Origin of the sequence: Microbacterium sp. NPDC019599, assembly GCF_040632175.1 — a bacterium.
Taxonomy (GTDB): Bacteria; Actinomycetota; Actinomycetes; order Actinomycetales; family Microbacteriaceae; genus Microbacterium.
Window position 1 is genome coordinate 303,233 of record NZ_JBEYBL010000004.1, and the last position, 20,704, is coordinate 323,936.

General features: G+C 70.7%; 17 protein-coding genes. 10 read left to right on the forward strand and 7 right to left on the reverse strand.

Annotated features, from left to right (window positions below):
- Positions 1–67: 67 nt before the first annotated feature.
- Positions 68–733, forward strand: a complete 666-nt coding sequence (locus tag ABZ477_RS10160) for a GntR family transcriptional regulator (RefSeq protein WP_360131809.1) — start codon at positions 68–70, stop codon at positions 731–733.
- 73 nt (positions 734–806) lie between these two features.
- Here ABZ477_RS10160 and ABZ477_RS10165 read toward each other — a convergent pair whose 3' ends face one another.
- Positions 807–1,493, reverse strand: a complete 687-nt coding sequence (locus ABZ477_RS10165; protein WP_360131812.1) for an RraA family protein — start codon at positions 1,491–1,493, stop codon at positions 807–809.
- A gap of 120 nt (positions 1,494–1,613) precedes the next feature.
- Between ABZ477_RS10165 and ABZ477_RS10170 the strand changes: the two genes are divergently transcribed.
- The gene (locus ABZ477_RS10170; RefSeq protein ID WP_360131815.1) at positions 1,614–2,972 is read left to right on the forward strand and encodes an MFS transporter; all 1,359 of its coding nucleotides are present in this window, start codon (positions 1,614–1,616) and stop codon (positions 2,970–2,972) included.
- A gap of 152 nt (positions 2,973–3,124) precedes the next feature.
- On the forward strand, positions 3,125–4,348 hold the full coding sequence (locus tag ABZ477_RS10175) for a nitrate/nitrite transporter (RefSeq protein WP_360131818.1): 1,224 nt from the start codon (positions 3,125–3,127) through the stop codon (positions 4,346–4,348).
- Between the two features lie 16 nt (positions 4,349–4,364).
- On the opposite strand, the gene ABZ477_RS10180 is transcribed toward ABZ477_RS10175, so the two are convergent.
- Complete coding sequence (locus ABZ477_RS10180; RefSeq protein ID WP_360131821.1) at positions 4,365–4,718, reverse strand: metalloregulator ArsR/SmtB family transcription factor; 354 nt, start codon at positions 4,716–4,718, stop codon at positions 4,365–4,367.
- A gap of 85 nt (positions 4,719–4,803) precedes the next feature.
- On the opposite strand from ABZ477_RS10180, the gene ABZ477_RS10185 reads away from it, so the two are divergent.
- The 3 genes from ABZ477_RS10185 to ABZ477_RS10195 are packed head-to-tail and all read left to right on the forward strand — an operon-like array spanning position 4,804 to position 7,033.
- Positions 4,804–6,117, forward strand: coding sequence for an FAD-dependent oxidoreductase (locus tag ABZ477_RS10185; RefSeq protein ID WP_360131824.1), 1,314 nt, complete (start codon positions 4,804–4,806; stop codon positions 6,115–6,117).
- Positions 6,117–6,638: an N-acetyltransferase family protein gene (locus ABZ477_RS10190; protein WP_360131988.1), complete on the forward strand. Its 522-nt coding sequence runs from the start codon at positions 6,117–6,119 to the stop codon at positions 6,636–6,638. The genes ABZ477_RS10185 and ABZ477_RS10190 overlap by 1 nt, the downstream gene beginning before the upstream one ends.
- A complete protein-coding gene (locus ABZ477_RS10195; RefSeq protein ID WP_360131827.1) occupies positions 6,635–7,033 on the forward strand; it encodes an arsenate reductase ArsC in 399 nt (132 codons plus the stop codon). The genes ABZ477_RS10190 and ABZ477_RS10195 overlap by 4 nt, the downstream gene beginning before the upstream one ends.
- 25 nt (positions 7,034–7,058) lie before the next feature.
- Here ABZ477_RS10195 and ABZ477_RS10200 read toward each other — a convergent pair whose 3' ends face one another.
- Together ABZ477_RS10200 and ABZ477_RS10205 are read right to left on the reverse strand one after the other, a co-directional pair.
- Positions 7,059–7,271: a hypothetical protein gene (locus ABZ477_RS10200; RefSeq protein ID WP_360131830.1), complete on the reverse strand. Its 213-nt coding sequence runs from the start codon at positions 7,269–7,271 to the stop codon at positions 7,059–7,061.
- Positions 7,272–7,349: 78 nt separating this feature from the next.
- Positions 7,350–7,811, reverse strand: coding sequence for an Lrp/AsnC family transcriptional regulator (locus ABZ477_RS10205; protein WP_360131833.1), 462 nt, complete (start codon positions 7,809–7,811; stop codon positions 7,350–7,352).
- A 406-nt stretch (positions 7,812–8,217) separates the two neighbouring features.
- Here ABZ477_RS10205 and ABZ477_RS10210 point away from each other — a divergent pair, with 406 nt between their 5' ends.
- The 4 genes from ABZ477_RS10210 to ABZ477_RS10225 are packed head-to-tail and all read left to right on the forward strand — an operon-like array spanning position 8,218 to position 13,942.
- The gene (locus tag ABZ477_RS10210) at positions 8,218–9,657 is read left to right on the forward strand and encodes a glycosyltransferase (RefSeq protein WP_360131836.1); all 1,440 of its coding nucleotides are present in this window, start codon (positions 8,218–8,220) and stop codon (positions 9,655–9,657) included.
- On the forward strand, positions 9,654–11,465 hold the full coding sequence (locus tag ABZ477_RS10215; protein ID WP_360131839.1) for a right-handed parallel beta-helix repeat-containing protein: 1,812 nt from the start codon (positions 9,654–9,656) through the stop codon (positions 11,463–11,465). The genes ABZ477_RS10210 and ABZ477_RS10215 overlap by 4 nt, the downstream gene beginning before the upstream one ends.
- A complete protein-coding gene (locus ABZ477_RS10220; protein ID WP_360131841.1) occupies positions 11,462–12,511 on the forward strand; it encodes a right-handed parallel beta-helix repeat-containing protein in 1,050 nt (349 codons plus the stop codon). The genes ABZ477_RS10215 and ABZ477_RS10220 overlap by 4 nt, the downstream gene beginning before the upstream one ends.
- Positions 12,512–12,547: 36 nt before the next feature.
- Positions 12,548–13,942, forward strand: coding sequence for a UDP-glucose/GDP-mannose dehydrogenase family protein (locus ABZ477_RS10225; protein WP_360131844.1), 1,395 nt, complete (start codon positions 12,548–12,550; stop codon positions 13,940–13,942).
- A gap of 208 nt (positions 13,943–14,150) precedes the next feature.
- On the opposite strand, the gene ABZ477_RS10230 is transcribed toward ABZ477_RS10225, so the two are convergent.
- The 3 genes from ABZ477_RS10230 to ABZ477_RS10240 all read right to left on the reverse strand — a co-directional run bounded on the left by ABZ477_RS10230 (position 14,151) and on the right by ABZ477_RS10240 (position 20,700).
- Positions 14,151–16,838 (reverse strand): beta-galactosidase, encoded by a 2,688-nt coding sequence (locus ABZ477_RS10230; RefSeq protein ID WP_360131847.1) that lies wholly within the window; start codon positions 16,836–16,838, stop codon positions 14,151–14,153.
- A 155-nt stretch (positions 16,839–16,993) separates the two neighbouring features.
- The gene (locus ABZ477_RS10235; protein WP_360131850.1) at positions 16,994–18,310 is read right to left on the reverse strand and encodes an ROK family transcriptional regulator; all 1,317 of its coding nucleotides are present in this window, start codon (positions 18,308–18,310) and stop codon (positions 16,994–16,996) included.
- Positions 18,310–20,700 carry a glycoside hydrolase family 2 TIM barrel-domain containing protein gene (locus tag ABZ477_RS10240; protein ID WP_360131853.1) on the reverse strand — a complete coding sequence of 797 codons (2,391 nt, stop codon included), beginning with the start codon at positions 20,698–20,700 and terminating at the stop codon, positions 18,310–18,312. The genes ABZ477_RS10235 and ABZ477_RS10240 overlap by 1 nt, the downstream gene beginning before the upstream one ends.
- Between the last annotated feature and the right edge of the window lie 4 nt (positions 20,701–20,704).

The window sequence follows — 20,704 nt, forward strand, 5'->3', positions numbered from 1 at the left end:
TCGCGGCGAGCTCCGGCGCCGTTTGCGAGGGGTACCGTGGAGGCGAACCGAACGGGGGCGAGATCGCATGAGTCTCAGTGACGTGCTGCCGCAGGTGGCCCGCGCGGGTTCGCTCTCGGAGCAGGTCTACCGGGCGCTGCGTGAGAGCATCGCCGACGGGCGGCTCGCCGCCGGGAGCCGTGTCACCGAGCGGCAGCTTGCGGCGGCGCTCGACGTCAGCCCCACGCCCGTCCGCGAGGCGCTCGGCAAGCTCGAGCACGAGGGCCTCATCGAGCGCGTCGGCCCGCGGCGCCTCCAGATCGTCGATCATCCGGCCGAGACCCTCCGTGAGCTCATGGAGGTCGAGGTGATGCTGCGCGGCGCCGAGGCGCGGTTCGCGGCGCGCAAGATCAGCCCCGACGCGATCGAGCGGCTGCGCGGCTACATCGACGACCTCGTCGCGGCGCGGGACGAGCTGAGCCTCGCGGAGCAGTTCGAGCGCGCGCAGCGGTTCGACGCCGAGATCGCCGCCGCCGCCGCCAATCCGGCCCTGCGATCGCTCATCGACAGCTACGCCATCTACGGCGCCGACCATCGGCTCAGCCGCGCCGCGGAGGACGCGAAGGACCCGGACTGGATCGAGGCCCGCATCGCGGAGCACCGCGCGATCGTCGAGGCGCTCGCCGCGGGCGACGAGGACGCGGCCGAGCGCATCATGCGCGGGCATGCCCGTTCGGCGATCAAGAACCTGTGACGAGACGGGATGCTGGGCGTACAGCATCCCGCATCTCTGTCGGTCCTGTCCGCCCTCGCGACGTCGCCGACCCCTACCCGCCGTACCCGCGGATCGCCTTGTATGCCTCGAGCGTGAAGTCCGGGCCGTCGATGAAGTCGAGGTCGCGACGCTCGGAGGACTGGACCGCCGCCACGGCGTCGCGCAGGACCGCGAGCCCGTCCCAGGGCACGATCACGATGCCGTTCGCGTCGCCATGCAGGATGTCGCCGGTGCGGACGACCTGCCCGTCGATCCACACCGGGTCGCCGACCTTCGAGAGCTCGAAGTTCGCGTGCGACACGACGGGGTATCGCATGAAGTAGTGGAAGCCCTTCTCGCGCACTTCTGCGACGTCGCGCAGAGCGCCGTCCGTCACGATGCCGATCGCGCCCAGGCGCAGGGCGAGCGTCACCATGATCTCGCCCGCGTAGGCGACGCGGCTCGGCGTGCCGCTCGCGTCCTTCATGACGATGACCGTGGGCCCGGGCAGTGCCTCGAGCGTCTCCCAGAGCCGCCAGTAGCCGTCCTGGCGTGCCGGGCGGCCCACGGCGTCGTCGACCGTCACGGTCAGCGCCGTGCCGACCATCGTGCCGAGCTCGGGGAAGGCGCACTGGACGGAGCCCCCGATGTATCCCTCGCTCCGGTCGCGCAGCGAGAGTCGCTCGAGCGCGTTCGCGATCGTCGGGCTGTCGATCCCGCGGAGGTATGTCAGGTCGGACTGGGTGAGGGTCGTCGGCATCGCTCGCCACTCTCAGTGAGGCGGGCGTCGTCGCCCGGTTTACTATTTGCAATAGCAAATGGTAGCTTGCTCCCGATGAGCGCGCGAGGCGCTCGCCGCTGACCGACGATGGAGTCAACAGTGAAAAGTGCTCAACCCGACCGAGCCGACCGCGGCCGCTTCCAGCTGCGCCTCGCGCTGCTCGTGGCGCTCGGAGTCTTCGCGCAGGAATCCGTATGGAACTTCCACGATTCCCAGACGCCCGTGACGCTCGCGCAGTACACGACGAGCGTCGCGCTCATCGGCCTCATCATGGGGCTCGACAACATCATCGGCATCTTCGTGCAGCCGCTCATGGGGTTCCTCAGCGACCGCACGCGGTCCCGCTGGGGGCGACGCACGCCGTTCATCCTCATCGGGGTGCCCGTCGCGGCGCTCCTGTTCGTCCTCATCCCGCTCGCGCCGGCGTTCCCGATCCTCATCGCGGTCATCGTGCTCTTCTCCCTGACCGCGAACAGCTTCAAGCCCGTCACGGAGGCGCTCATCGCCGACCAGCAGCTGCCGCAGCACCGCAGCAAGGGCAATGCCCTCGGCCGCGCCGCGTCGAGCCTCACGATCATCGTCTCGGCGCTGCTGAGCCTGTTCGTCGTCGACGAGAGCGTCGAGCTCGCCTACATCATCGCCGCCGCAGTCATGGTCGGATGCTTCGCGATCCTCGTCTTCACACTCCGCGAGCAGCGCACCGCGGGATACCTCGCGGTCGTCGACGAGGACCGCGAAGCGGGGGTCGAGAAGCCGGGCTTCTTCGCGATCCTCAAGGAGATCGTCACCGACCGCGACCGCAGCCGGCTCTTCATGATCGCCGCCATCATCGTGACGTGGGGATCGTGGGCCGCGATCCGCGCACTCCTCACCCTCTACGGCGTCGAGCAGCTCGGCCTGTCGCGCGGCGATGCGGGCGGGTTCACGCTGCCCGCCGGCGTCGCGTTCCTCGTCGTCGTGATCCCCGTCGCGATCCTGTCCGACCGGTTCGGGCGCCGCCTCATGATGCGCCTCGGCATCATCGTCTTCGCGCTCGGCGCGCTCATCGCCTTCGCCTTCAACACGTCCTCGACGGCGACGCTCATCGGCGTGCTCGTCGCGGCGTGCGGCTTTGCGGGGTTCGCCGTGAACGCGACCGTCATGCTGTGGAACCTCGCGCCCTCGCAGCGCCTCATCGGCATCTACACCGGGATCTTCGCCGTCGCGCAGGCGATCGGCTCGTCGGCGGGCCCCGCCACGGTGGGCCTGCTCGTCGACGCGACGGACTGGGGCTTCCTCATGCTGTTCCTCGCGGGCATCTCGCTCGTCGGGCTCCTCCTCACCTTCGGCGTCCGCCGCGAGTACGCGCCGGAGCAGCTCGCCGAAGCGACCTTCGTCGAGGCCGAGCGGGCCGAGATCGCGCACGCCGATGAAGCGGGCGCGAAGCAGGCGCGCGTCGAGGCCGACCGCGAGAGCTGAGCCGTCGAACCCCCGGGAAGAGGGAGGGATGCTGTCAGCGCCGGGCTGACAGCATCCCTTCCGCCTTTCCCGGGGCTTCGGTATCGTCCGAGCCAGCGCCGCCCACCGGCGCGCCGGATCATGCCTCGACCGCCGGAGCTCGGAGGAACACGATGACCGCACAGACCTCGCCGCCGGTCGTGCCGCTGTCCGGCCGCGGGCGAAACCTCGGCCTCGCACTCCTCGCCTTCACGATCACGTTCTGGGCGTGGAACATCATCGGGCCGCTCGGCGTGCGCTACGCCGACGAGCTCGACCTGAATCCGACACAGCTGTCCCTCCTCATCGCGACCCCCGTGCTCGTCGGCTCGGTCGGCCGCATCATGACAGGCGCGCTCACCGACCGGTTCGGCGGCCGGATCATGTTCACGATCCTCACGGCGGCCTCCGCCGTCCCGGTCCTGCTGGTCCTGTGGGCGGGGACGATCGGGTCGTATCCCTTCCTCATCGCGTCGGGATTCGTGCTCGGAATCGCCGGCACGACCTTCGCCGTCGGCATCCCGTTCGTGAACGCCTGGTACGAGCCCGCCAAGCGCGGGTTCGCGACGGGACTCTTCGGCGCGGGCATGGGCGGGACCGCGCTCTCGTCGTTCTTCACTCCGCGATTCGTCCTGTGGTTCGGCTACGCGGCGACCCACCTCATCATCGTCGCAGCCCTCATCATCGTCGCGATCGTCGTGTGGTTCGGCATGCGGGATTCGCCGGTCTGGACCCCCAACCGCGACAAGGTCGCGCCGAAGCTCAAGGCCGCGGGCAAGCTCGCCGTCACGTGGCAGATGGCGTTCCTCTACGCCGTGACGTTCGGCGGATTCGTCGCCTTCTCGACGTACCTGCCGACCTACCTCAACGTCATCTACGGCTTCGACCTGGCCGACGCGGGAGCCCGCACGGCCGGCTTCGCGATCGCGGCGGTCATCGCGCGTCCCGTCGGCGGCTGGCTCTCCGACCGCATCGGCCCTGCGGCGGTCCTCATGATCTCGCTCTCCGGCGCCGCGGTCATGGCGGTCGTCGTGGCGCTGCAGCCGCCGCCCGAGCTGCTCGCGGGAGCGACGTTCGTCGCGATGGCGGTCTTCCTCGGACTCGGGACGGGCGCCGTCTTCACGTGGGTCGCGCAGAAGTCGCCGGCCGAGCGGGTCGGGTCGGTCACGGGCATCGTCGGCGCGGCGGGAGGCCTCGGCGGCTACTTCCCGCCGCTGGTCATGGGTGCCACGTACAACGCCGAGGCCAACAGCTACACGGTGGGCCTCATGCTCCTGTGCGCCACGGCGATCGTCGCACTCGTGTTCACGGTGATCCTCGCGCGGCGCTCGCGGAAGACGCCGGTCGCGCGAGGTTGAGGCTGGAAGGGCTCGGTCAGGTCGCCAGGAGGTCGGCGACGCCGGTGAGAGCCTCCGGTCGCAGCCGGTAGTACGCCCAGGTGCCGCGCTTGGACCGGGTGAGGAATCCGGCTTCGGTCAGGACCTTCAGATGGTGGGACACGGTCGGCTGCGACAGCCCGACCGGATCGATCAGGTCGCACACGCACGCCTCCTGACCCTCGGAGGCCGCGACGATCGACAGCAGCCGCAGGCGCGCCGGGTCGGCCAGGGCCTTGAGCGTCACCGCGAGCTGTTCGGCGTCCTGCTGGCCGAGCGGCTCGCGCAGCAGTGGCGTGCAGCACTCCGCGCGCGAGGCGGTGACATCGGTGAGGCCGAGCAGGGTGACCATATATCGACGATAGTCGATATTGACGAACTTCGATAGATGGCGCGATACTAGGCATCGACGTTCATCGATATCTTCGGAGGCACCCGTGACCCTGGTGGACCTGACCCCGCGAGCGAGGGCGGCCGAGCGGCTCGCGACGCTTCCGGTCGTGATCATCGGCGCCGGCCCCATCGGCCTGGCGGCGGCCGCGAACCTGCTCGAGCGGGGCATCGACTTCACCGTCCTCGAGGCGGGCGAGGGGGCAGGTGCGTCGATCGGCCTCTGGGGGCACACGCGCCTGTTCTCCCCGTGGAGGCACCTGATCGATCCGGCGTCGCGCAGGCTGCTCATCGCGGCGGGGTGGTCGGCGCCTGCCGACGAGGGCCGCGCTCCGACCGGGCATGAGCTCGTCGACGAGTACCTCGTACCCCTTGCGCGGCTCGACGCCATCCGTGCGCGGATCCGCTTCGCCACCCGCGTGACGGCGGTGACCCGGGAGGGCATGGACCGCACCCGCACCGCCGGCCGGGAGGAGACTCCGTTCCTCGTCCGCCTCCAGTCCGCGGACGGCACCGTCTCGGAGCTCGGGGCACGAGCGGTGATCGACGCATCCGGCACGTACACCAGCCCGAACCCGCTGGGCGCGTCCGGACTGGAGCCGCTCGGAGCGGCCGATGTCGAAGACCTGATCGTGCACGCGCTTCCCGACGTCCTCGGCGCCGACCGCGCGCGGTTCGCGGGACGGCACACGACCGTGGTGGGGGCGGGGCACTCCGCCGCGAACACCCTCATCGCTCTCGCGCGGCTGGCGGAGGAGGAGCCCGGCACGCGGATCACGTGGCTGATCCGAAACCCGACCGCCGTGCGGGTGTCCGCCTCGCCGGACGACGAGCTCGCCGACCGCGCGCGACTGGGCTCGCGCCTCGACCAGCTCGTCGCGGTCGGAGCGATCGACACGGTGGACTCGTTCCGGATCGCGCGAGTCGCCGCACACGGCGACGGGGTCCGGCTGCTCGGAACCCGCCGCGGCGAGCCGGCCGCTCACGACACCGACCTCGTCGTGAACGCGACCGGCTTCCGCCCCGACCTGACGATGCTGCGCGAGGTCCGCCTCGAACTCGACGACATCGTCGAATCGCCGATCCGCCTCGCACCCCTGATCGACCCGAACGTGCATTCCTGCGGCACCGTCGCCCCGCACGGATTCGCCGAGCTGCGCCATCCCGAACCGGGCTTCTTCGTCGTGGGGATGAAGTCCTACGGGCGCGCGCCGACCTTCCTGCTCGCCACGGGCTACGAGCAGGTCCGCTCCGTGGTCGCGTGGCTGGACGGCGACATGCCCGCCGCCACCCAGGTCCGACTCACGCTGCCGGCGACCGGCGTCTGCTCCACCGACCTGGGCGCGGGGTCGTGCTGCTGATGACCGGCATCCGACCCCTCCGGGAGGACGACTGGCCGCAGGTCGAGACGATCTTCGCCGCGGGGATCGCAGAAGGCGAGGCCACCTTCGAGACCCGCACGCCCACCTGGGAGCAGTTCGACACTGCGAAGATCCCGGACGCGCGCCTCGTCGCCGTCGACGGTGCCGGGATCATCACGGGGTGGGCGGCGGCATCCCGTGTCTCCTCCCGCGATGCCTACCGCGGCGTCATCGAGCACTCCGTCTACATCCACCCCGACCACCGCGGGCGCGGCATCGGCCGGCAGGTTCTGCTCGCGTTCCTCGACGCGGCCGACACCGCCGGCTACTGGACGGTCCAGTCGAGCATCTTCCCGGAGAACACGGCCAGCATCCGGCTCCACGAGCAGGCCGGGTTCCGGATCATCGGAACCCGCCAACGCATCGCGCGCTCGGAGCTCGGCCCGCACGCCGGCACATGGCGCGACACCGTCCTCGTCGAGCGCCGCTCGACCCGCAACGGCACAGGAAGCAGCACATGACCGACCGGCCCACCGTCCTCTTCGTCTGCGTCCACAACGCGGGTCGCTCCCAGATCGCCGCCGGTTACCTCCGGCACCTGTCCGGCGGCATGGTCGACGTCCGCTCCGCAGGCTCGGAACCCAAGGACCGGATCAACCCCGTGGCCGTCGAAGCCATGCGGGAAGAGGGGATCGACATCACGGCCGGCACCCCCAAGCTGCTCACGGTCGACGACGTGAAGCACGCCGACGTCGTCATCACGATGGGCTGTGGAGACGCCTGCCCGATCTTCCCGGGCAAGCGCTACGAGGACTGGGAGCTCGACGACCCCGCCGGGCAGCCGATCGAGACCGTCCGGCGGATCCGCGACGACATCAGACGGCGCGTCGAAGCGCTCCTCGGCTCGCTGGCCTGACGCGCGCCGCGCGCTGCGGTTCGCGTCAGTGCGCCCGCAGCGGCTTGAGCTGCGAGGCGAGGTATCGACGGACCTCGCCGGTGCTCATCAGGACCGTGACGACGCGGAGGACGAAAGGCCCGTCCAGGGAGTCGAAGAAGTCGACCGGCGGCGATGTCGTGGGGTAGAGGATGGTGGCCGTATCTCCGTCCGGCAATTCGACGATCTCGCCATGGTCGAACATCTGCACTTCCTGCATGACCTCGATGATCGAACCCCGAGTGGCACGTTGTCGAGGGCGCTTGACAAACGCGGGGATGCTTACCCCCGCGTCGGATCAGTCGGCCTTCAGCAGCTCGCTGATGCGATACGGGATCACTTCGCGCAGGAAGAGGCTCGTCGACGTGCGCAGGATGCCGGGGCAGAGCCTCACGACCTCGGCGACGCGATAGAGGTCGTCGGGACTCTTCGCGACGACCCGCAGCAGCAGGTCGGTGTCGCCCGCCGGCGCGAAGCATTCGAGGACTTCGGGCACGCCGCGCAGGGCCTCGATCGCGGCACCGATCTGGTGCTGATCGAGCTCGACCCGTATCGACGCGGCGACGCCGCGGCCGAGCGCCTCGGGCCGGACTCTCGCGCTGTGCGCACGCAATACACCGGAACCTGCCAGCTTCTCCAGCCGCGCGTGGACGGTGCCGCGCGCGAGTCCGAGGCGCTGGGCCAGGAGGGCCACGGGCAGCCGTGGGTCGTCGTCGAGCGCGAGGAGGATGCGACGGTCGGTCTCGTCGAGGACGTTCATACTGATCAGTCTCCTCCCGGCTGCGCCGTGCTGATTGGACAGATCGACCAGTCTGAAACCCGCCTGTTGTGTGATCTGACCGATGGATGCTGTGATCTTTGCACACGCGAGCGCGAGCCGCCACGAGCGGCGAGCGCAGGTCACGAGAGGCCACGAGCCGGGGAGACCGCATCGAACGCGAACGGCCGGGCGCCTTCGCTGCCGGAGAGCAGCGGGGGCGCCCGCGGTCTGCGGGGCATGGTAGACCTCACGACGAGGCGGGTAAAGACCCGCGCGATCGCGAGGGAGCGCGCCTAGCGTTGCTGGCTTACCCGACGTTCCAGCCATCCTCGCAATACCCGAGAGGATCAGGCGGGCGCCCTGACGAGTCGCCCTCGGCCGTCCGCGCGCGTGCCCCCAGCATCCGATGCCTGACAGTCCCGTTTCATTCTTCGACGACCTCGCCGCCTTCTTCGACCAACTCTTGTCCGCCATCGACTGGCAGGCGATCGAGCAGTTCTTCACAACCGTCCGCCCGTACTTCCCGGTCGCGATCGCGGGTCTCATCGTGTGGTCGCTTTGGTTCTACCGGTTCTTCCTGTCGCGCTTGGCGCGGCCGACCCGCAACGATCATCGCGAGACGACGTCTGTCGTCGTGCCCTCCTTCCACGAGGATCCCGACATCCTCATGCGATGCCTCGAGTCGTGGCGCTCGCAGGATCCGGACGAGATCATCGTCGTCCTCGACGTCGCCGACCTCGAGGCGTACGACCGGATCACGGCGCTCGAGGACCCCCGCGTACGGCCCCTCCTGTTCCACCACGTGGGCAAGCGGTCGGCGCTGGGTGCCGGCATCCGGGAAGCCCGCTTCGACGTGCTCGTGCTCACCGACTCCGACACGATGTGGCGCGACGGTCTGCTGCGCTCGGTGCAGATGCCCTTCGTCGACCTCCGCGTCGGAGGCGTCGGCACGCACCAGAACGTGTATCAGCGCGAGTCGAGCATCTGGCGCCGCGTCGCGGACTGGCTCGTCGATCTGCGCTACTACGATTACGTCCCAGCGATGGGTCGCGCGGGAGCCGTTCCCTGCCTCTCCGGCCGCACGGCCGCATACCGCCGCGAGGCCGTCCTGCCGGTGCTCGAGCACCTCGAGAACGAGTTCTTCCTCGGCCGCCGGTGCATCGCCGGCGACGACGGGCGCCTCACATGGCTCGTCCTCGCTTCGGGCTACCGCACGATCCACCAGTCCGACGCGCGCGCCCTCTCGATGTTCCCCGACACGCTCCGCGCGTTCGTCAAGCAGCGCGTGCGCTGGAGCCGCAACTCCTATCGCTGCTATCTCACGGCGATCGGCAAGGGGTGGCTGTGGCAGACGCCCTTCGTGACGAAGATCACCGTCCTTCAGATCCTCCTGACGCCCGTCACGATGGGGCTGACGCTCTTCTACCTCTTCTTCGCGCGACTCGAGCTCACGGCCGTCGGGATCGCGGCGGCGATCATCTGGGTGCTCGCGGGTCGCGGCATCCGGGGCATCTCGCATCTGGTTCGCAAGCCCGGCGACATCCTCCTCCTGCCGATCGTCGCGCTCACGGTGATCTTCATCGCGCTGCCCATCAAGCTCTGGGCGTTCATCACGATGAACCAGCAGGGATGGCTGACGCGCCGCGCGTCGCAGATCGGCGGCGACGGCCAGACGACCGCCTCGGCGCGCGGCCCGCGTGGGCCGAAGCCCGCCCGGGTGCCGGCACATGCGCGGGTTCCCGCACCCGCGCGGCCCGCGCCCCCGCTTCCCGCGTCGACTCGTCCCGCGTCGACTCCCGCCGCCGTCGCGCCCACCGCGGTCGCGAATGAAGGGCCGCCCTCATGACCGTCATGCAGCGGCTTCTCGGTGCCGTCCTGCTCGTGGTGGCGGTCATCGCGACGGCGCTCGTCGTGGCGATCGTCGTGGGGCCGGGGTTCGGAGGGCCCTTCACCCGGATCTCTGTGACGCTCGACGAGTCGGCGGGCCGGCCCTACGCCGGCGATCCGGAAACCGAGCCGTCGCTCGTGCAGGCGGAGCGGGAGCGCGTGGCCTTCGTCGTCGGACTGTCCGCGTCGCTGCCCTGGCGCAACGGCGTGCAGGGACCCTTCGTGGTCCCGACCGCGCCCGCCCCGACGCTCGTCCTGCCGGCCCGCCCCGAGCCGTACACGATCGACGACCTCGCGGCGCTCGCACCCGACGCGTTCGCGGCTCAGCCCGACGGCTCGTTCCTGGTCTCGGAGAGCATCGTGGTGCTGCCGGATGCCGCGCTCGACCTGTCCGGCGCGGGAGCCGTCAACCTCCTGAGCACCCCCGACGTCTTCGTCTCGATCGTCGCCGCAGGCGGCGCACTCACGCTCGCGGGCGACGCGGCCGCGCCCGTCGCCGTGTCCAGCTTCGATCCGGCGACATCGGCGCCGGACACGACGACATCCGACGGCCGGGCCTACGTCCGGGTCGTCGGCGGAGCGGTCGACATCCGCAGCGCCGCTTTCACCGATCTCGGGTTCTGGAGCGGCGAGACGGGCGGCCTCGCGTTCACCGGTGCCACGAAGCCTGCGAAGGAACCCGCGCTCGCCCAGCCCGACGGGACCGGTGCGGGGCAGGCATGGATCCTGACGCCGGACGACCTCGCGTGGGCGGTCGAGGACCGCAACGTCGGCGACGCCCCGGTGACCGGCGCTCTGAGCGGCGTGACGACCAGCGGCAACGCCTTCGGGATCTTCGTGTCGGGCGCCGAGGGCTTCGCGATCGAGGACAGCCGGGTCGAGCGAAGCCTCGTCGACGGCATCGTGCTGCATCGCGGTGTCACCGATGCGACGATCACGTCCACATCGTCGATCGGGAACGGGGCGGACGGGATCGTCGTCGACCGCTCGAGTTCGTCCGTCATCCTCGACGGCATCACGTCCTCCGGCAACGGCCGCAACGGCGTCTCGATCGACGGGCGTCCGCTTGCCGAAGGCCCGAACGCCTCCGGCGCGCCTGCCACCGAGGGCGGTCACGTCACGATCGTCCGCTCGCGCGTATCCGCCAACGAGCGATACGGCATAGAGGTGAACGGCGGTCGCGAGATCGGGATCGCGCGCACGGACGTCGCGGGCGGCATCGTGGGCGTGGTCGTCGCGGACGACGCGACGGACGTGAACGTGAGCGAGAGCACGTTCGCGAACCAGGAGCGCCAGTCGATCTCGCTGCGCTCGGGGGCGACGGATGCTGTCATCCGCGGCAACCGGATCTCCTCGGTCGCCACCGGTATCCACGTCTACGACGCCACGGCTCGCATCGAGGACAACGACTTCCTGGCGATCTCGCAGCACGCCGTGACGCTCTCGGGCCACGCGATCGGCGCCCGGATCGTCGACAACACCATCGCGGGTCACGGCACGACGGCGATCCACGACGGCGCGGTCGGCGGCTACGCCGCGCGCAACGACACGGAGGGATGGCGGACCCCCGTGACACCCCGCTCCTCGATCGAGACCCTCGCGCAGCCCCTCACCCTCGTCTGGATCGCGCTCGGCGTGCTGGTCGTGGCGACGGCGTTCATCCGCCGGCGCGGAGGGCGCACGAATCCGTATCCCGAGCACCTGCCGCTGACGCAGCTGAGCCAGGGCATCGTGTCGCGCGACGCCGTGGGAAAGGCCAAGCCATGACGACACGCAGGACCCCCGTGAACCTGCGCACCGGTGCCGTGGCACTCGCGCTGATCGGCGCCTTCGACCTCCTGGCCGGATGCGCCGCACGAGCCCCCGAGACCGCGGAGCCCTCGCCCACGTCGAAGAGCACGCCGGGGACCTCGCCGTCGGCCGCGGGCGAATGCCCCGAGGCGACCATCGAGGCGGGGTCGGCACAGGAGCTCGAGAAGGCCCTCGAGGACGCGCAGCCGGGCGACGTCATCGCGCTCCAGCCCGGCACCTACGAGGGGGAGTTCGTCGCGACGACCAGCGGCACGGAGGATGCTCCCATCACGCTGTGCGGGACGCCCGACGCGATCCTCGACGGCGGCGCGATCGACGGCGGGTACGTGTTCCACCTCGACGGGGCGACCCACTGGATCCTGCAGGGCTTCACCGTCCGCAACGGGCAGAAGGGCGTCATGGCCGACGGCACGACGGGATCCGTCATCCGGAACCTCACCGTGACGGGCATCGGGGACGAGGGGATCCACCTCCGCAAGGGCAGCACCGACAACCAGGTGATCGGCAACACCGTGAGCGACACGGGACAGCGCAAGCCGAAGTTCGGCGAGGGCATCTACATCGGCACGGCCGAGAGCAACTGGTGCGACATCAGCGACTGCGAGCCCGACCAGAGCGATCGCAACGTCGTCGAGGGCAACACGATCTCGGGGACGACGTCCGAGAGCGTCGACATCAAGGAGGGCACGAGCGATGGTGTCCTGCGCGGAAACACGTTCGACGGTGCGGCGATGACCGACGCCGACTCGTGGGTCGATGTCAAGGGGAACGGCTGGCTCATCGAGGGCAACACCGGCAGCGGCTCGGCCGAGGACGGCTTCCAGACGCACGAGATCCTCGACGGCTGGGGAGACGGCAACACCTTCCGCGGCAACAGCGCGGAGCTGGACGGCGCGGGGGTCGGGTTCGCGCTCGAGCCCGAGCTCGACAACGTCGTGACGTGCGACAACACCGTCTTGGGCCCGCAGGCCGAGCTCACCAACGTCGACTGCACCGACTGACCATCAGCGAAAGACACGATCACTTGGAGGATCACCATGTCTCTCACCGACCTCGTGGACGTCACCGTCCGCAAACCCGAGCACCTCACCGTCGTCGGACTCGGCTACCTCGGAGCGACGCACGCCATCTGCATGGCCAAGCTCGGCCACCGCGTCGTCGGCGTCGACGTCGACGCCGACAAGGTCGACGCGCTGCGCCGCGGCATCCTGCCCTTCCACGAACCCGGACTGCAGGAGCTCCTCGTCGAGCAGCTCGCCGAGGGGCGCGTGTCGTTCACGACCAACTTCGACGTCGCCGCGGAATTCGGGGACGTGCAGTTCGTGTGCGTCGGCACCCCGCAGAAGGACGGGACCGATGCTGCCGACCTGAGCTACGTCGAGCAGGCGTTCGACGTCCTCGCCGCCGGCATCAACCGCCGAGTCCTCATCGTCGGCAAGTCGACCGTTCCAGTCGGCACCGCGGAGCTGCTCGCCGAGCGCGTCGCCCAGCGGTCGCGCCCCGGCATCGCGGTGGAGGTCGCCTGGAATCCGGAGTTCCTCCGCGAAGGGTTCGCGGTCGACGACACCCTGCACCCCGACCGGCTGGTGTTCGGCGTCGCGTCCGATTGGGCGCAGCAGCGCCTTTCCGAGGTCTTCGCCCCCGTGCTCGCGGTCGGCACTCCGGTGATCGTCACGGACCTCGCCACGGCCCAGCTGGTCAAAGTCGCCGCGAACGCCTTCCTCGCGACCAAGATCTCGTTCATCAACGCGATGGCCGAGGTGTGCGAAGCCGTCGGCGCCGATGTCGAGCTCCTCGCGACAGCACTCGGGCACGACGCCCGCATCGGCAGCCGCTTCCTCGAGCCGGGGCTCGGCTTCGGCGGAGGATGCCTCCCCAAGGACATCCGGGCGTTCGCGCATCGCGCGGAGGAGCTCGGCGTGGGCGCATCGGTGGCCTTCCTCCGTGAGGTCGACGACATCAACCGCCGTCGTCGCGTCCGGATGGTCGACGTCATCCGCGAGCTTGCAGACGGCGATCTCGACGGCAAGCGCATCGCCGCGCTCGGTGCGGCCTTCAAACCGGACTCGGACGACGTGCGCGACGCACCGGCGCTCGAGGTCGCGTGGATGCTGTCGCTCGAGGGCGCGCACGTGCGCGTGTACGATCCCGAGGCGACCGCGAACGCCCGCCGCATCTGCCCCGATCTGGACTACGTCTCGTCCGCGGCCGAGGCGCTCGAGGGCGCAGACGTCGTGGCGCTGCTCACGGAGTGGCGCGAGTTCATCGACGCCGATCCGGACGAGCTCGGTCGGCACGTGGCCCAGCGCCGCATCGTCGACGGCAGGAATGCGCTGGATGCCGAGCGCTACCGCGGTGCGGGCTGGGTCCACCGGGGGCTCGGACGGCCCGAGGCGGCTGAGCTGCCAGAACTGGCGGCGACGGTCGTGTGATCTGTATCAGGCTCGGTGAAGTGGGCAACCGAGAACTATAAGCATGGACAAGCCCCATTGACCAGGGGGTCCATGGCACTTTCGACCCGACATATACTGATCGTCTTGGGGGGGCGGACGGGGAACCACAGGTGGATTCCCCGCCCACTCCAAGGACAGTGCTCATGCGGCGGGCAAGGATCGCCCGAGGGACGCCCTTCAACCGCCATCAGCCCGCGAGCACCGCCGTGAGCTCGGGCAGCTCGTCGCCGGCCGTGCCGCGGACGAGGAGGCGTACGCTGCCGCGGTTCCACGCCGCCGGCAGCAGGATGCGGCCCGCGTCGCCGCCGGTGAACCGCGGACGCGCGGCATCCGTGAGCCACACGCGGCCGAGCAGCTCGCCCGCCGCGAAGACGCTCACGCGTACGTGCGTGCCCTCGAAGCGCAGCGACAGCCCTCCTGCGGGGACCGGGAGGTCGAGCCACGCCTCCTCGCCGGCCTCGAGGCGCAGCGGCAGCTCGGTGAGCTCGCCGACCGCCTCGGAGCCGGCGAGCGCCACGAGCGCCGTGTCGGGCTGCGGCTCGACCTCCCAGTCGCGGACCTCGGCGAGGCGGTAGAGCGTCGCCCCCGCGAGCGCGCTCGGCTGGTGGGGGAGCATCACCGCGACCTCGCGGCCGTCGCCGGGGGAGAGGTGCAGCCACGGGTCGTCGGCTGTCACGACCTGCGTCCGGCCGCCGCCCACGACGACCGTGATCGCACCGGGGACGAGGCCGAACCGCACGGCGTGGTGGTGCTCGCCGTCGATCGGGAGCGGCCGGCGATAGGTGATGGGCACGCCCACGCGCGTGCTGCTCCACCCGCCGAGCACGGGCAGGGGAGCGGGGTCGCCGGCCCACTGGTCGGTGCCGTCGACCGCCCACATCCCGGTGACGTCCTCCTCGTGGACGACGTTCCAGACCCGGCCGAGACCCCGCAGCGAACCGAGGCCCAGTGCGGGCAGGCGTGCGTCGTCGAAGTTGGCGTGGCCCCACGTCTCGACCGTCGCGTCCAGACGCGCGGCGCCGCCGGTCGGGACGAGCTCGGTCGCACCGAAGCGGGCGATCGTCGGTCGTGCGCGGCCGTCGAAAGCGAGGTCGACGATGTCGCTCGCGCCCTCGATCACGAGTGCACCGGCGGCGGACACGTCCGCGCTGCAGTGCACGCGACCGCGGTGGACGCCGAGCGCCTCGGAGGACGGCGCGACGTCATGCCGCTGCGTGGCCCCCTCGCGCGTAGGCAGGTCCAGGCGCGTGCCGATGGTCAGCACGGCGGCCTGGACGGTCTCGACCTCGTCCGTGCCGCGCGGCGATCCATCGGCGTCGGGCAGGTCCTCGGGGTGCCGCACCGTGACGCTCCACTCCGTCGAGCCGAGGCGCAGGATGCTGTGCACCGGCGCGCCGATGACGGGTGCAGGCAGTTCGGCCAGGACGACGCCCGGACCCGCCGGGGCGAGGTCGCCCGTGCTCGCGGCCGGCTCGCCGTCGGGCTCCGCGAGCGCGAAGGCGACGGAGCTCGGCACACGAGAGGCGAAGGACACGCCGGTCGCATCGGCGCCGACGAGATCGGCCGTCGCGAGGGCGAGCACACCGGGCAGGCCGAAGCGCTCGAGCGGCAGATCGCGCGTCACGAGGGCGCAGGACTTCGCCGGCAGGGTGAGCGGGACATCGGGCAGTCCGCCCGCGGCCAGGAGGACGGCATCCGCCTGCTCCTCGCCGAGGTTCGGGATGCCCAGCAGCGTCCCGCCGCCCTCGAGCTCGAGGAGCGACGGCGACGAGGACGTCGGCGCATCGGTGCGGTAGGCGTCCGGGGCGGCCTGGACCGCAGAGCGTGCGAGCGACGCTCCGAGGGTGCGCACGAGCGCCGTGAGGACCCGTGCCTCGGTGTGCTCGGGCCTGCGCTCGCCCTCGGGGGAGAGGTAGCCCGCGAAGTCGTAGTCGTGCGACATGAATCCCCCCGGGTCGCCCCAGTTGCCGACCGACGGCGTGTAGCCGAAGTTGTAGCCGGATGCCTGCAGGTACGGCGCGATGACGCGGGCGCCGCTCACGAGGAGACGGCGGAGGGTCCGGTGCGCGCGGTTCGTCTCGGTGACCAGGAGCGGGAGCTCGAGGTCGGCGAGCCGGTCTGCATACCGGCGGACGAGCGGCTCGATGTCCGACCAGTCGTCGTCGGGGTAGAAGTTGAAGGTCGGGACGACGCCGTCGACCCCGCCGGTCGCGCCCGTCATGTCTCCCTGACCCGCGCACGCGATGAGCGGGACGGTGATGCCGGCGGCGAGGGCGAAGTCGCGGAGTGCCGTGAGGTAGCCGTGGCGGTCGAGCGTGTCGAAGAAGTCGAGCTCGTTCTCCAGCTGCACCGCGATGACGGAGCCGCCGGCACCCGCCTGGCGTGCGGCGACGATCGGCAGCACCCGTCCGAACCACTCCCGGACGTGCGCGAGGTACCGCGGCTCAGCCTGGCGGATGCCCAGCCCCTCCTCGAGCCCGAGCCACGCGGGCAGCGCGCCGCCGTCCCACTCGGAGCAGATGTAGGGGCCGGGTCGCGCGATGACGGCGAGCCCGGTCTCGTGCGCGAGGTCGAGGAACTCGCCGACGTCGCGGCGGCCCGTGAAGTCCCACCGGCCCGGTGCGAGCTCGTGGAAGTTCCACGGGATGTAGACGTCGATGACCTGATAGCCCGAGTCGCGCACGGCGTCGAGGCGCTGCACCCACTCCTCCCGCGGGATGCGGAACGGGAACAATGAGGCGCACAGGAGCACCTCGTCGCGGCCGTGGAGGGAGAGGCCGGCGGCGCTCAGGCGGACGGCGGGGACGACCCCCGCGCCGGCCGTCACGTCGGCGTCGATCTCGGTGGGGATGCTGCGCACCTCGGTTGCTGCCATGTTCATCGCTCTCGTGGTTCGGACGCGCGAGCACATGGGATTCATGCTCCGTCGCATTAATACAACTATTAATCTAACTGTCGACTTTCATGCCGACAAGAGCCGTCTCCGACCTTCCCGCAGGGAACCCGGATCGGCGGCGGAAAGCCCGTGCGCTAGAGAGCCACGGGGATGTTCGACGTGAGGAGTCCCGCGTCCACGAGGAACCGCTCCAGGACGACCGTCGCGATCCCGGTCGCGACCGAGTTGCCGCGGACGGTCGAGACGACGAGCTCGACGCCGCGCGTCGAGCCGGCGGGGGACTGCTCGAGGAGGTGCTTGCGCGTCGCGGCGAGGAGGTGCTCGCCGATGGCCCACGTCGTCCAGCCGGTCAGGGTCACGACCTCGGGGTTCACGACCGCGACGAGGTCCGCGAGCGCGGAGCCCAGGTAGTAGGCGGTGCGGTCGATCGTCTCGAGGACCGCGGGGTCGGGCTCGGGCCCGTCCGCCACGGCGGCCAGCGCGAGGATGAAGTCGTTCTGCATGTCCAGATCGGCCAGCGGATGCTGGGGCGCGATCTCGCGGAGCGTCTGCTGGATGCCCGGCGCGCCGATGTACGCCTCGACGCACCCGTGCCGCCCGCAGCGGCACCGGCGGCCGTCGAGCACGAGCAGCGTGTGACCCCACTCGCCCGCGGTGTTCGTCGCGCCGCGGAGGATCCGGCCCTCCAGGACGATGCCGGCGCCGACGCCGGTGCCGAGGTTGATGGTCGCGAGGCTCGAGTAGCTGCGCCCACGGCCCAGCCACAGCTCGGCGGTCGCGATCGACTTGAGCGGGTTCTCTATGACCAGGGGCAGGCCGATGCGCTCACGGAGGTGCTCGAGCTCGACCGTCTGCCACGTCCAGTGCGGCACGATGACCGAGACACCCTGTGGCCCCTGGATGATTCCGGGCAGAGCGATGCCGACGCCGAGGACATCGGCGCGCGAGACGCCTGCCTTCTCGAGCAGCTGGTCCAGCGTCCGCCCGATGCCTTCGACGACCGAGTCGGGGTCCAGGACGTGCTCGTCGCGCGCGCTCTCGAAGGACAGGATCTCGTTGAGCGCGGCGTCGAACATGACGGCGCGCACGTACGTCTCGGCGACGTCCATGCCGACGACGAGGCCGCGGGCCTTGTTCATGCCGAGCATCGCGGTGGGCCGGCCGATGCGACCGGCGGTCACCTTGCGCTCCTCGATGATGCCCTCGGCGAGCAGCTCACCGACGACCGTGACGACGGTCGCGAGGCTGAGCCCGGTGGACTGCGCGAGCGCGTTGCGGGTCGTCTCGCCTGCGGACAGGACGGCGTGCAGGACGTCCAGGCGCGAGTCGCTGCGGATGTCGCGCGCCGTCCTCCGCGGGACCACGGCGGACGGCGTCGACGAGGAGTCGCGCCACGGCTCACCCGTCGACGGCTCGGGCCGACCCTGGATCGGTTCCGGTGAGGGTGTCATCAGGAGCACTCCAATCGAACGTCCGGGAGGCCCGGCGAAGTCAGCACGACGTAGGCGTTCTCGTCGGGTCGCACGAAGACCATGAGGCGGCCGTCGCGGGTCCGGCGGGAATCCGCGGTGTACGGGGTGTTGTCGCTCTGATCGCCATTCTCCAGCCCCAGGAGCTCCCCGTGGGAGATGCGTGCCGTGACGACTCGCTCGTCGCGGGCGATCTCGCCGCTCGCGTCCCGCAGCGTGCACTCGAGCTGGACGACGCCGTCGTCCGCGATGCCGGCGTGGACGCACCGGGCGACGGCGCCTTCGGGGGCGACCCAGCGGACGGCGTCGATCCGCACCGCTTCGCGGCTCGGCCGCAGCTCATCGCGCGCCACGACGAGGCCGTCGCGGCGGGACTCGAGCGCGAACGCCGCGTCGCGCGTCGTCGTGACGGCTCGCCAGCACCCGTGCTCGTCGTCGCGCACGAGCGGGATCGGCTCTCCCCCGTACGTCAGGGTCAGCTCGTCGCCGTTCGCGAAGCACAGCACTTCGAGCGGCCGACCGGGCTCGGCATCCCACCGTCGGGACGCCGGGTGCGACCGGAACGTCTGGGCGGATTCGTCGTCGATGCGCGGGCGGACCGCGATGCGGGCGACCGGCTCGTCCGTCCACCAGCTGCGGCGAAGGTGGAACGTCTCCTTCGGGAAGCCGGCGACCGTCAGCAGGCCGGCCTCGGAGCCGTGCGACGGCCAGCCGCGGGTCTCGCCGAGGAAGTCGATCCCTGTCCACAGGAACTGCCCGGCCACGTAGTCGTTGCGCTCCACAATGAGCCAGTCCGCGTAGCGGTGCGAGTTCTCGCTGCCGACGAACGGCTTGTCGGGGAACCGGCGGTGGTCCTCTTCGTAGAGGTGCTCCTTGTAGTTGTAGCCCACGAGGTCGAGCGGGTCGAGGAAGCCGGTCTGGCTCGACAGCTCGGGCAGCGCCGCGGCGAGAGTCACGGGCCGCGTCGGGTCGGCCTCGCGGACGATGGCCGCGAGGCGCTTCGCGATGGTCGTGAGCCGGCGGACGTCGGGCCGGTCGGGGTCGTAGAGGCGCTCGGCCTTGGGCTTTCCCGCATCGTTGTTGCCGACGGCCTCCTTGAACAGGGGATGCGCGTACGGGTCGTTGGGGTAGTCGATCTCGTTGCCGATGCTCCACGCGATGATCGACGGGTGGTTGCGGTGCGCGTCGATCATCGCGACGAGATCGCGCTCGTGCCAGAGCGGGAAGTCCTTCGCGTAGCCCTCGTGCCGCGGCGGGTAGACGTTGTGGCCGTGCCACCACTTGTTCTTGGGGTTCTCCCACTCGTCGAAGGCCTCGTCGATGACGTACAGCCCCAGGACGTCGCACAGCGCGTACAGCTCGGGGGAGTGCGGGTTGTGCGCCATCCGCACGGCGTTGGCGCCCATCTCCTTGAGCTTCAGCAGCCGCCGCAGCCAGACGCTCGCAGGCACGGCCGTGCCGAAGCATCCCGCGTCCTCGTGCAGGCAGACGCCCTTGAGGGTCCGCGGGCTGCCGTTGATCGAGAAGCCGGTGTCGGGGTCGAACCGGAAGACGCGGACGCCGACGGTCGACTCGGCGACGGCCCCGCGGTCCTCGCCGTCGGCCCGCCACTCGAGCGTCGTCGTGAGGCGGTGCAGGCGCGGATCCGTGTCGGACCACAGCTCGGCCTCGGCGAGCTCTGCCGTGGCCGCGGCCTCCGCGGAGCCGCCGGCCGGCACCTCCACCTCGGTGCCGAACGAGTGGACGCGGCTCGTCGTGAGCGAGCGCAGCTCGTGCCGCACCTGGACGGTCGCATCGGACGTCGTGTCGTTGACCAAGGTCTGGACGACGCGCACCTCGGCCCTCGCCTCATCCGCCGACAGCGTCGTGAAGACGGTGCCGTTCTCCCGGACGCGCACGAGCTCGTCCACGACGAGCTCGACGCGGCGCGTGATGCCGGAGCCGTTGTACCAGCGCGAGTCCGAGATGTCGGTGTGGTCGACGCGGACGGCGACGACGAGTTCGTCGTCAGGGGCGTAGGAGAGGATCTCGCTGACGTCGAAGGAGAACTGCGCGTAACCGGAGGGGCGGCTGCCCAGATGGTAGCCGTTGACCCACACATCGGCGTTCTTGTAGACCCCGTGGAAGACGAGGCGCACGTGCTTGCCGTCGGTGGGGCCGAGACCGGAGAGGGCCACGCGGGCGCGGTACCAGCCGACGCCTCCAGGGAGGTAGCCCGTGCCGCTGGAGTGCGACTGCGCGAACTCCTGCTCGACACTCCAGTCGTGGGGCACCGTGACGGCCCGCCAGGAGGCGTCGTCGTACCCCTTCGCCCAGGCATCCCGCTCGTCGGCGAGGGCGAAGGCCCACCGGCTGATCGGCGTCGTGTGCATGCGG

Coding starts and splice junctions, on each gene's coding strand:
- ABZ477_RS10200 (WP_360131830.1), bottom strand. CDS start 7,271: ATGCAGGAAGTGCAGATGTTCGACCATGGCGAGATCGTCGAATTGCCG.
- ABZ477_RS10175 (WP_360131818.1), top strand. CDS start 3,125: ATGACCGCACAGACCTCGCCGCCGGTCGTGCCGCTGTCCGGCCGCGGG.
- ABZ477_RS10220 (WP_360131841.1), top strand. CDS start 11,462: ATGACGACACGCAGGACCCCCGTGAACCTGCGCACCGGTGCCGTGGCA.
- ABZ477_RS10190 (WP_360131988.1), top strand. CDS start 6,117: ATGACCGGCATCCGACCCCTCCGGGAGGACGACTGGCCGCAGGTCGAG.
- ABZ477_RS10165 (WP_360131812.1), bottom strand. CDS start 1,493: ATGCCGACGACCCTCACCCAGTCCGACCTGACATACCTCCGCGGGATC.
- ABZ477_RS10230 (WP_360131847.1), bottom strand. CDS start 16,838: ATGGCAGCAACCGAGGTGCGCAGCATCCCCACCGAGATCGACGCCGAC.
- ABZ477_RS10235 (WP_360131850.1), bottom strand. CDS start 18,310: ATGACACCCTCACCGGAACCGATCCAGGGTCGGCCCGAGCCGTCGACG.
- ABZ477_RS10215 (WP_360131839.1), top strand. CDS start 9,654: ATGACCGTCATGCAGCGGCTTCTCGGTGCCGTCCTGCTCGTGGTGGCG.
- ABZ477_RS10195 (WP_360131827.1), top strand. CDS start 6,635: ATGACCGACCGGCCCACCGTCCTCTTCGTCTGCGTCCACAACGCGGGT.
- ABZ477_RS10180 (WP_360131821.1), bottom strand. CDS start 4,718: ATGGTCACCCTGCTCGGCCTCACCGATGTCACCGCCTCGCGCGCGGAG.
- ABZ477_RS10160 (WP_360131809.1), top strand. CDS start 68: ATGAGTCTCAGTGACGTGCTGCCGCAGGTGGCCCGCGCGGGTTCGCTC.
- ABZ477_RS10240 (WP_360131853.1), bottom strand. CDS start 20,700: ATGCACACGACGCCGATCAGCCGGTGGGCCTTCGCCCTCGCCGACGAG.
- ABZ477_RS10205 (WP_360131833.1), bottom strand. CDS start 7,811: ATGAACGTCCTCGACGAGACCGACCGTCGCATCCTCCTCGCGCTCGAC.
- ABZ477_RS10210 (WP_360131836.1), top strand. CDS start 8,218: ATGCCTGACAGTCCCGTTTCATTCTTCGACGACCTCGCCGCCTTCTTC.
- ABZ477_RS10225 (WP_360131844.1), top strand. CDS start 12,548: ATGTCTCTCACCGACCTCGTGGACGTCACCGTCCGCAAACCCGAGCAC.